Raw genomic sequence first — 10075 nt, forward strand, 5'->3', positions numbered from 1 at the left:
CGGGCGGCGCAGCAGCAGCGACATCTGGCGGTAGGCGACGGCCTGCTTGGACAGGTCGTCGTACACGATCACGGCGTGCATGCCGTTGTCGCGGAAGAACTCGCCCATGGTGCAGCCGGTGTACGGCGCCAGGAACTGCAGGGGCGCCGGCTCCGACGCGGTGGCGGCGACGACGATGGAGTATTCCATCGCGCCGGCGTCTTCCAGCGCCTTCACGATCTGCGCGACGGTCGAGCGCTTCTGGCCCACCGCGACGTAGATGCAGTAGAGCTTCTTCGACTCGTCGTCGCCCTGGTTGATCGACTTCTGGTTCAGGAAGGTGTCGATCACGACGGCGGTCTTGCCGGTCTGGCGGTCGCCGATGATCAGCTCGCGCTGGCCACGGCCGATCGGCACCAGGCTGTCGACGGCCTTCAGGCCGGTCTGCATCGGCTCGTGCACCGACTTGCGCGGGATGATGCCGGGGGCCTTCACTTCCACGCGCTTGCGCTCGACGTCGACCAGCGGGCCCTTGCCGTCGATCGGGTTGCCGAGGCCGTCGACCACGCGGCCCAGCAGACCCTTGCCGACCGGCACGTCCACGATGGTGCCGGTGCGCTTGACGGTGTCGCCTTCCTTGATGTCGCGGTCGTCGCCGAAGATCACGACACCGACGTTGTCGGTCTCGAGGTTCAGCGCCATACCCTTCAGGCCGCCCGGGAACTCCACCATCTCGCCGGCGCGCACGTTGTCCAGGCCATGCACGCGGGCGACGCCGTCACCCACCGACAGCACCTGACCGACCTCGGCGACGTCCGCCTCGGTCCCGAAATTCGCGATCTGCTGCTTGAGGATCGCAGAGATTTCTGCGGCGCGGATATCCATCAGACTTGTCCCCCTGAGGCCTTCATGGCGAGTTGCAACTTGTCGAGCTTGGTGCGCACCGAGGTATCGACCATGCGCGAGCCATACTTGACGATCATTCCACCGATCAAAGCGGGATCGATGGTGACGTCCACCGTCACCTTGGACCCGACCAGCTTCTTGAGCGTGTCCGTGACCGCCTGGACCTGCGCATCGGACAGCGGCCGGGCCGCGATCACCCGCGCCGTGGTCTCGCCACGGCGCCGCGCCAGTTCGGCCAGATAGCCGTCGATCATCCCGGGCAGCGCGAAGAGCCGGCGGTTCTTCGCCACCAGCCCCAGGAACCGCTTGGTGATGTCCGACACGCCGGCACGATCCAGAACCGCGGTCATCGCGCGCCCCTGGTCCGCGCGGCTGATCACCGGGCTCTGGACGAGGCGGCGAAGATCGGCGCTCTCGGCCAGGAGTTGCTTCAGCGCGGTCAGATCGCCTGCGACCTGATCGAGCGCCTTGTTTTCATCCGCCAGCTCGAACAGCGCCGTGGAGTAACGGCCCGCCAGCTCGGAAACGCCTGTACCTTCGGAAGCCACCTGATCCCTCGAATTGAGTTCGGTAGACGGTGAATTTTCAGGGCCTTAGAACGGGCTAGCCCGTGTCGCGGCGGCCCAGGCCGCGAAAGCGAGCGGTCCAATATCACAGGATAAGCGCAGGCGCAACCGAGTCTGGACGTTTTGCGTGCGGCGTTTGTGCACTGCGTCGAAAACGTCCTACGACATAGGGCCAAGCGCCAGGATTCGCAAGCGCACGAACGATCAGCAAGGGGATATTCCGCACCCCCGCGCGCGTCGGCGGCGCGGGTGGGGCGAAGCCGTGACCAATGCGGCGCCTTAACGCACGATTAACCATTCCGGCGCACGGTCGGGCTGTATTCCGCGCTGATCCTGCGCTCTTTCCGGTGTGTCGATGACCGTCGTCGCCTTCTCCCGCGCCCGCTTCACGCCCTCCGACCTCGTCGAGTTCGAACAGGTCGCCGAACCGAAGCTGCGCCTCGGCCACTGGGCGGGAATCATCCGCGAGTCCGGCCGCGATTTCGACCGCCTTCTGGTGCTGCTGCCGGGCGTCGACCGCCCGGTGTTCCGCTTCGAGCGCGGGGCCGGCGGCACCTATACTTTGTGCTTCAACGACCGGGTTGGCTGGTACGGCATCGGCAGCGGCCCCTCCGCCGCCGAGTGCCTGGCCATCTGGCGCCCCCGCACGCGCAAGAGCCGCAGCACGGCGGCGGTGTGACCCCGAGTCTCGTGACCCCGAGTCTCAGGCCGCCGCGTCGACGCGCGGGCGGCCTTGGACGAGGGACGCGAAGCGCTGGCGGAAGGTGGCCGCGGTGGCGGCGTCCAGTTCGAAGCGCACGTGCAGGCGGCCATGCTCGGCCGTCTGGGCGCGGAAGGGCAGCGGCAGACCGAGCGCGTCGATGACCAGCGTGCCGGTGGCGCCGGCGAGGCGGACGGGCGCGTCGGCGATCATCGCCCCACCCTCCGACAGGTCCTTCACCACGGCGCGCGCGTCGCCGATGCGGCACGGCAGGTCGACCGCGTAGCGGGGTGCCACGCGCCGGTCGACGTCACGGGTGGAGGTGCGGACGATGCGCACCAGCACGTCCTGCAACGACTCGATGCTCTCCTCCACCTCCACCGCCATCTGGCGCACTTCGGCGGCGTGGCCGCCGGTGGTGCCGGCCTCCGTGGAGACGTGGGCGATGCGGTCGGACACCTCCTGCGCCGCGGTCGTGGTCTCGACGACGTTGCGGGCGATCTCGTGGGTGACCGCACCCTGCTGTTCCATAGCGGCGGAGATGCCGGCGGCGATGCCGTCCACCTCGGTGATGGTGCCGACGATGCCGTCCACGGCGGCGACGGCGGCGCGGGTCACGCCCTCGATCTCGCCGATCTGGCGGGTGATCTCCTCGGTCGAGCGGGCGGTCTGGTTGGCGAGGTTCTTGACCTCCTGCGCCACCACGGCGAAGCCCTTGCCGGCCTCGCCCGCGCGGGCCGCCTCGATGGTGGCGTTCAGCGCCAGCAGGTTGGTCTGCCCGGCGATGTCGGCGATCAGGCGGGCGACGTCGCCGATGCGTCCCACCGCCTCCGACAGGGAGCGGATGGTGCCGGTGGCGCCGTCGGCCGCCTGCACCGCACCGCGGGTCACGGCGGTGGCGTGCGCCACCTGGGTGCCGATGTCGCGGATGGACGCCGTCATCTCCTCGGTCGCGGCGGCCACCGTCTGCGCGTTGCCGAGCGCTTGGCCCGCCGCGGCGGCGACGCTCTGCGCGTTCTCGCTGACCATCCCGGCCGAGGCCGCCATGGCCTGGGCGTTGCCGGCCATGCGCGCGGTGCGCTCGGCCACGCGGGCGACGGCGGCGCGCGTCTCCTCCTCCACCGTGCGGGCCATGGCCTCCAGCGCGCGGCGCTTCTCCTCCTCGGCGGCGGCGCGCAGCGCCTCCTGCTCGGCGCGCAGGCGCTCGTTCTCGCGGCCGGCGGCGCGGAAGACGCGCAGCGCCTCGGCGATGCCGCCGATCTCGTCGCGGCGGCCGTGGACGCCGACCTCGACGTCCAGGTTGCCGGCGGCCAGCTGCTCCATCACCGCCACGCTGCGCCGCAGCGGCCCGACGACGTTGACCTGCACCAGCACGATCCCGGCCACGGCGATGGCGACCATGATGCCCATGGCGATCAGCAGGTGACTGGTGATGGCGGCCGCCGAGCGCTCGTTCTCCCCCACCGCTTCGCGCAGGGCCGCGATCTGCGCGGCGGTCTCGCCCTCGACGAAGCTGGTCAGTTCGGTCGTCTCTTCGTCCAGCTTCTCGGCGATCGCGTCGAACTCTTCCATGATCGGGTTGCCGGCCTCCGGCCCGCCGGCCACATAGGCCTTGGCCATCTTGCGCCCGACCTCGTGGTAGGGTCGGAACGCCGCCGCGATGCCGTCGATCAGCCGCACCGCCTCGGTCAGGCCGAGTCCCTGGGCCAGCTTGCGCGCCTCCGCCAGATCCTCCTCGACGCGGCGCACGAAGTCGGCGGCGCGGATGAAGCCGTCGTCCAGACCGTCCTTGCCCTGGGTGGCGGAGACGTCGGTGAAGTTCTGCTGCACCTGCACGATGCCGTAGCGGATGGCGGCGATGCGCTCGCCCAGCGGCACGATGTCGCCGGTCACCCGCTCGGTCGCGGCGGAGATCGCCGCCAGCCCCTCCCCCTGCGCCCGGGTTTCACGCAGCACCTCGGCCGAGGACACGACGATGGCCAGAACGATCAGGCCGAGGACGGCGGCGATCTTGGTGCGGATCGAAATGGCGTTGAGGAGCGGCATGCGGGCACCGTTCTAAGGTGTACGAATGATAACGACTCGCGGTATGCGTGCAGTCGTCCACCGTCCACATATCAAAATGTCCGCAGCAGGGAAATCGCTAATTTTAGGTAAAATCCTTCGATTTGTAACGAAGCCGCCTCACATGAAGCTGCCCTACATGAAGCTGTAGGGGTCCACGTCCACCTGCACCCGCACGGACGCCGGCACCTCCACCTGCTCCAGCCAGCCGGCGATCAGCGGCTGCACGGCCATGTTGCGCGGCGCCTTCAGCAGCAGGCGGCGGCGGTGCCGGCCGCGCAGCAGGGCCAGGGGGGCGGGTGCCGGTCCCAGCACCGCCACCGTGTCGCTGCGCGGTGCGGCGCGGCCCAGCGCCATGGCGGTGCGCTCAACCAGGGCCGCGTCCTCGCCCGACACGATGATGGCGGCAAGGCGGCCGAAGGGGGGCATCGCCACCTCCATCCGCATCTCCGCCTCCAACTGGTAGAAGCCGTCGCGGTCGTGCACGGCCAGGGCCTGCATCACCGGATGCTCGGGCATGTAGGTCTGCAGGTAGACGGTGCCCGGCCGCTGGCCGCGTCCGGCGCGGCCGGCCACCTGATGGAGCAGCTGGTAGGTGCGCTCCGCCGCGCGCAGGTCGCCGCCGGCCAGTCCCAGGTCGCCGTCCACCACGCCCACCAGCGTCAGCATGGGGAAGTGGTGGCCCTTCGCCATGACCTGGGTGCCGATGATGATGTCCAGCTCGTGGTCGGCGATCTTGCGGATCATCTCCTGGATGGCGCGCGGGCCGAACAGCGTGTCCGACGCCATGATGGCGGAGCGGGCCTTGGGGAACAGCTCCAGCACCTCCTCGTGCACGCGCTCCACGCCGGGGCCGCAGGCGGCCAGCGTGCCCTCTTCGAAGCAGTTCGGGCACTTGTCCATGATCGGCTGCTGCAAGCCGCAGTGGTGGCACTGGAGCTTGCGGGCCAGCCGGTGCTCCACCAGCCACGCGGTGCAGTTCGGGCATTGCAGCCGGTGGCCGCAGGCGCGGCACAGCGTCAGCGGGGCGTAGCCGCGGCGGTTGAGGAAAAGCATCGCCTGCTCCCCCTCGTCCAGCGTCGCCTGCAGCGCCTTGCGCAAGGTCGGCGCCAGCCAGTGGCGGGCCGGCGGGCGGTCGGCGCGCAGGTCGATCAGCTTCACCTCCGGCAGCACGGCGCCGCCGTGCCGGGCCGGCAGGTGGATGCGCGTGTAACGGCCGGTGTCGGCGTTGATCTGCGTCTCCAGCGATGGCGTGGCGGAGACCAGCACGATGGGGAAGCCGCCCAGGTGCGCGCGCGCCACCGCCATGTCGCGGGCGTGGTAGATGGCGCCGTCCTCCTGCTTGTAGGCGGCGTCATGCTCCTCGTCGACGATGATCAGGCCGAGGTCCCGGTAGGGCAGGAACAGGGCGGAGCGGGCGCCCACCACCACCGTCGCCTCCCCGTTCGCCACGGCGCGCCACGTGTCGCGCCGCGCGGCACCCGTGAGGTCGGAATGCCACTCGGCCGGGGGTGCTCCGAAGCGGCGGGCGAAGCGGTCGAGCCCCTGGGCCGACAGCGCGATTTCCGGCAGCAGCACCAGCACCTGCCGCCCGGCCTTCAGCGCCGCCGAGATCGCCTCGTAATACACCTCGGTCTTGCCGGACCCGGTGACGCCGTCCAGCAGGATGGGCGCGTAGACGCGCTGCTCCACCTTCTCGCGCAGGACCCGGGCGGCGGCGGCCTGGTCGGGCGACAGGGACGGGCCGTCGGCCGTCCAGTCCGGCCGGCCGATGCGGGTGGGGTTGAGCATCACCGGCTCCAGCAGCCCCGCCTCGGTCAGGCCGCGCACGACGGTGACGCCGCACCCCGCCTCCTCCGCCAACTCGGTGGCGGTGCGCGCCGGGCCGTCGTCCAGCAGGGCCAGCACGCGCCGGCGCGCGTCAGTCATCTTGAAGCCGGGGGGCATCTTGAAGCCGGCCGGCGGCTCGGCATTGATCCTTTGATAGGCGACAAGGGGGCGCGGCGGCTCCAGCGCCGCCGGGACGCTGACCGCCATCTTCAGCACCATGCCGGGCAGCGTCATGGTGTAGGCGGCGACCCATTCGATGAAGCGGCGCTGCACCTCCGGCATCGGCGGCACGTCGAAGCGGCGCACCACCGCCTTCAGGCGGCCGGAGTCCACCGCCCCGGCGCCGTCGCCCCACACCACCCCGTGCACGCGGCGCGGGCCCAGCGGCACCTCGACGAAGTCGCCGGGGGCGAGCGTCATGCCGGGCGGCACGCGGTAGTCGTACGCCTCCCGCAGGGGCAGCGGCAGCATGACGCTGACGCGCACCTCGGGCCCCAGCAGGTCGCCCTGCCCCCCAATGGCCCCAGCCCCGGACCTAGTAAGCGACGCGCCCATGCGCTAGACTGCCCTCCGAATGGCGCGCCGGAACGGGTGTTCGTGGCGGCGCCGATGCCCCTGCAAAGCCATTGAGTGGACTCTTCATCATGAAGTTCTTCGTCGACACCGCCGACATCGCCGAGATCCGTGATCTTGCCGACTCCGGCCTGCTGGACGGTGTTACCACCAACCCCTCCCTGGTCGCCAAGACCGGCCGCTCCTTCCTGGACCTCGTGGCCGAGATCTGCGAGGTCGTCAACGGCCCGGTGAGCGCCGAGGTGGCCTCCACCGATTTCGAGACCATGCTGGCCGAGGGGCACAAGATCGCCAAGATCTCGCACCGCGTCGCCGTCAAGGTGCCGCTGACCCCGGCCGGGCTCAAGGTCTGCAAGATCCTGTCCTCGGAAGGGACGATGGTCAACGTCACGCTGTGCTTCTCGCCGGCGCAGGCGATCCTGGCCGCCAAGGCGGGCGCCACCTTCGTGTCGCCGTTCGTCGGCCGCCTGGACGACATCGGGCAGGACGGCATGGGCATCATCCAGGACATCTGCGAGATCTACAGCAACTACGACCACTTCAAGACGGAAGTGCTGGTCGCCTCGATCCGCAACCCGATGCACATCGTCAAGGCCGCCCGCCTGGGTGCCCATGTGGTGACTGCGCCGTCGGCCGTGCTGAAGCAGCTTTTCAACCATCCGCTGACCGACAAGGGCCTCGCCCAGTTCGTCGAGGACTGGAAGAAGACTGGCCAGAGCATTCTGTAAGGCTGCATTCCGTAAAGCAACGGCACCAGGGAGCCGCGCATGGCCCGCGAGCCGGGACAGACCCACCGGATGACCGGCGGCCTTACCGCCGAGGACGTCTGCGCGTACCTGCGCGAACATCCGGACTTCCTGGCGCAGAACGCCGACCTCGTCCACCACCTCACCCCGCCGTCGGTCGACCGCGGGCGCGGGGTGGTGGACCTGCAGGCCTTCATGGTGGAGCGGCTGCGCGGCGAGATCCGCCAGCTGAAGGACCAGCAGCGCGAACTGGTGACCACCACCCGCGCCAACCTGAACAGCCAGAACCGCATCCACGCGGCCGTCCTGTTCCTGCTGGACGCGCAGAACTTCGAACAGCTGATCCAGACCATCACCACCGACCTGGCGGTGCTGCTGGACCTCGACGTCGCCTGCCTGGTGGTGGAGTCGAACGGGCTGGACATCCCGCACGTCCACCGCTCCGGCGTGCGGGTGGTGGAGCCGGGCACCGTCGCCCACTGGCTGGGCAAGCGCGACGTGGCGCTGCACAGCGATATCCAGGGCGACCCGGAGATCTACGGCCCCGGCGCCGGTCTGGTCCGGTCGGAGGCGCTGATCCGCATCCAGGTGTCCAGCGAGACGCCGGAGGGGCTGCTGGCCTTCGGCTCGCGCGAACCCGACATGTTCCACCCCGGGCAGGGGACCGAGTTGGTGGGCTTCCTGGCCCGCGTGGTGGAGCGCGTCATCCGTTCCTGGCTGGAACTGCCGGCGTGAGCGGGGCGGTGGCGGCGCTGCGAACGCTCGGCGTTCGCCGCTTCGCCCGCAAACTCTGGCACCGGCTCCCCCTTGACGGCAACGGCGCGCTGCCGGGCGGGCCGCGCGAGACGCGCGCCATCCGCCGCTTCCTGGCCCGCGCGCGCTGGCAGAACTTCCCCGCCTGGGCACGGCCGCTGCTGGTCGTCGCGGCGCGGACGGCGTGGCTGGTCGCCTGCCCGGTGTGGGCGGCGAAGGTTGCCGCCGCACCGCGCGACCCGCGGGCGGTGGCCCGCGCGGCGTGGCTGGGCTGGACCGCCGGCCGGCACCCGGCGGCTCCGCCCGCCACCGACCCGGCGACCGGCGCGGACCTTCTGGACGACCGCCAGTCGATGCTGCTCTGGCTGGGCCTTGGCGACCGTCGCGACATCGCGCGGGCGGCGGACAAGGTGGCGACCTGCCAAGCGCTGGCCGCGCTGGGCGTGCCGACGGTGCCGATCCTGGCGGAGATCCCGCGAGGAACGGCCCCGACCCTCGAGCACCTGGCCCTGTTCGCCGCCGCTCCACGCTTCGTCAAGCCCAGGCACGGCTCACAGGCAGCGGGTGCGGCGTCGGTGCGGCCGGCGGGCGGCGGGCGCTTCTCGATCGAGGGAAAGCCGCCGGTCGGCATGGCGGAACTGGCGCTGCACCTGACGGCGCTGGCGCGGCGGGATGCGGTGCTGGTGCAGCCGCTGGTGCAACCGAGCACGGATACCCTGGATCTCGCCGCCCACATCCCGGTGGAACTGCGGATCACCACGGCACGGCCGGTGGACGGCGTCACTCTGGTCATCTCCGTGAACGCAAAGGTGCAGCCGCCGGGAAGAGACGCGGCGACGGTGTTGACGACCGCCCTGCACGTTCCCGTCCACCCGTGCGACGGAACGCTGCTGACCGGCTGCTTCCTGCGGCGGCCGGAGGAGCGCCACGCCTGCGTTCCGTGGAACGGTGCGCCCCTCCTCGGGCGGCGCTTGGCGGACCTGGGGGCCGCCATGAACGCCGTCGTGGCCGGGGCGGCGGCGTTTCCCGGACTGGCGGCCATCGGCTGGGACGTCCTGCTGACGGACAACGGGCCCGTGGTGCTGGAAGCCAACGTGGCGCTGAGCTGGCGCTTCATCCACCTGCCCTACGCGGCCAGCGGGCTGCCCTCTCCGCTGCCGGCCATCGTGGACGGCTGGATCGCGCATCGGCTAGGCTGAGCCCACGCCCCCCTTTTGCAAGGCCCGCCCTATGGCTTCCCGCCCCACCGCCGCGACGCTCGGCTTCTCCGCCCGGCCCGACGTGCAGGACGCGCTGCAGCACTGGCGGCGCTGGCTGGAGAGCGAGAAGCACGTCTCGCCGCTGACGCTGGAGGCCTACACCGGCGACGTGGCCGTGTTCCTGGCCTTCCTCACCGAATACGCCGGCGGGCAGCCGCCGTCCATGAACGACCTGGGCGCGCTGCGCGCCACCGACTTCCGCGCGTGGCTGGCACGCCGGGCCGGCGACGGGCTGACGGCGGCGAGCCGGGCGCGCGAGTTGGCCGCCGTGCGCAACCTGTTCCGCTGGCTGGACCGCAGCGGGCGGCTGCACAACGCCGCGGTCACCACGCTGTCCACGCCGCGGGTCAAGCGCCCCGTCCCGCGCCCGCTGACCGAGAAGGACGCCGGCACGCTGCTGGACGCCGCCGGGGCGGAGCCGGACGAGCCGTGGATCGGCGCCCGCGACCGGGCGCTGTTCACCCTCCTCTACGGCTGCGGCCTGCGTATCTCGGAGGCGCTGAACCTTACCCGCAGGGAGGCGCCGCTGGGCGACACGCTGCGCGTGCTGGGCAAGGGCCGCAAGGAGCGCGACGTCCCCGTGCTGCCGGCCGTGGCGCAGGCGGTGCGCGCCTACCTGGACGCCTGCCCCTACGACGTGGGGCCGGAAGGGCCGCTGTTCCTGGGTGCCCGGGGCGGCACGCTGAACCCGGCGATCGC

At 71.1% G+C, this 10075-nt stretch carries 8 protein-coding genes and 1 pseudogene; 5 read left to right on the forward strand and 4 right to left on the reverse strand.

Translation table 11 applies throughout. The annotated features are described in order from the left end of the window. Both VED21_RS05135 and VED21_RS05140 read right to left on the reverse strand, forming a co-directional pair. Positions 1–864, reverse strand: a pseudogene (locus VED21_RS05135) (F0F1 ATP synthase subunit alpha); the annotation flags it as partial. After that, positions 864–1433 (reverse strand): F0F1 ATP synthase subunit delta, encoded by a 570-nt coding sequence (locus tag VED21_RS05140; protein ID WP_324881246.1) that lies wholly within the window; start codon positions 1431–1433, stop codon positions 864–866. The gene VED21_RS05140 and the pseudogene VED21_RS05135, both read right to left, overlap by 1 nt. A gap of 373 nt (positions 1434–1806) precedes the next feature. Here VED21_RS05140 and VED21_RS05145 point away from each other — a divergent pair, with 373 nt between their 5' ends. After that, positions 1807–2130 carry a hypothetical protein gene (locus tag VED21_RS05145; protein WP_324881247.1) on the forward strand — a complete coding sequence of 108 codons (324 nt, stop codon included), beginning with the start codon at positions 1807–1809 and terminating at the stop codon, positions 2128–2130. 24 nt (positions 2131–2154) lie between these two features. Here the strand turns inward: VED21_RS05145 and VED21_RS05150 are convergent, their stop codons facing one another. After that, the gene (locus VED21_RS05150) at positions 2155–4197 is read right to left on the reverse strand and encodes a methyl-accepting chemotaxis protein (protein WP_324881248.1); all 2043 of its coding nucleotides are present in this window, start codon (positions 4195–4197) and stop codon (positions 2155–2157) included. Between the two features lie 153 nt (positions 4198–4350). After that, a complete protein-coding gene (locus VED21_RS05155; RefSeq protein WP_414638154.1) occupies positions 4351–6600 on the reverse strand; it encodes a primosomal protein N' in 2250 nt (749 codons plus the stop codon). A gap of 89 nt (positions 6601–6689) precedes the next feature. On the opposite strand from VED21_RS05155, the gene fsa reads away from it, so the two are divergent. From fsa to VED21_RS05175, 4 genes are all read left to right on the forward strand, one after another. Beyond that, positions 6690–7346 carry a fructose-6-phosphate aldolase gene (fsa, locus tag VED21_RS05160; RefSeq protein ID WP_324881250.1) on the forward strand — a complete coding sequence of 219 codons (657 nt, stop codon included), beginning with the start codon at positions 6690–6692 and terminating at the stop codon, positions 7344–7346. Between the two features lie 39 nt (positions 7347–7385). After that, positions 7386–8099 (forward strand): DUF484 family protein, encoded by a 714-nt coding sequence (locus VED21_RS05165; RefSeq protein WP_324881251.1) that lies wholly within the window; start codon positions 7386–7388, stop codon positions 8097–8099. Continuing rightward, complete coding sequence (locus tag VED21_RS05170) at positions 8096–9316, forward strand: sugar-transfer associated ATP-grasp domain-containing protein (protein WP_324881252.1); 1221 nt, start codon at positions 8096–8098, stop codon at positions 9314–9316. The genes VED21_RS05165 and VED21_RS05170 overlap by 4 nt, the downstream gene beginning before the upstream one ends. Positions 9317–9347: 31 nt before the next feature. Further along, positions 9348–10075: site-specific integrase (locus VED21_RS05175; RefSeq protein ID WP_324881253.1), on the forward strand; the 728-nt coding region annotated here is incomplete at its 3' end.

The sequence above is a fragment of the Azospirillum sp. genome (assembly GCF_035627195.1).
In the GTDB taxonomy this organism is placed as follows: domain Bacteria; phylum Pseudomonadota; class Alphaproteobacteria; order Azospirillales; family Azospirillaceae; genus Azospirillum.

Excerpts from the sequence above, each read along its gene's own strand:
- VED21_RS05145 (WP_324881247.1), top strand. The coding sequence starts at position 1,807 with ATGACCGTCGTCGCCTTCTCCCGCGCCCGCTTCACGCCCTCCGACCTC.
- VED21_RS05155 (WP_414638154.1), bottom strand. The coding sequence starts at position 6,600 with ATGGGCGCGTCGCTTACTAGGTCCGGGGCTGGGGCCATTGGGGGGCAG.
- VED21_RS05165 (WP_324881251.1), top strand. The coding sequence starts at position 7,386 with ATGGCCCGCGAGCCGGGACAGACCCACCGGATGACCGGCGGCCTTACC.
- fsa (WP_324881250.1), top strand. The coding sequence starts at position 6,690 with ATGAAGTTCTTCGTCGACACCGCCGACATCGCCGAGATCCGTGATCTT.
- VED21_RS05150 (WP_324881248.1), bottom strand. The coding sequence starts at position 4,197 with ATGCCGCTCCTCAACGCCATTTCGATCCGCACCAAGATCGCCGCCGTC.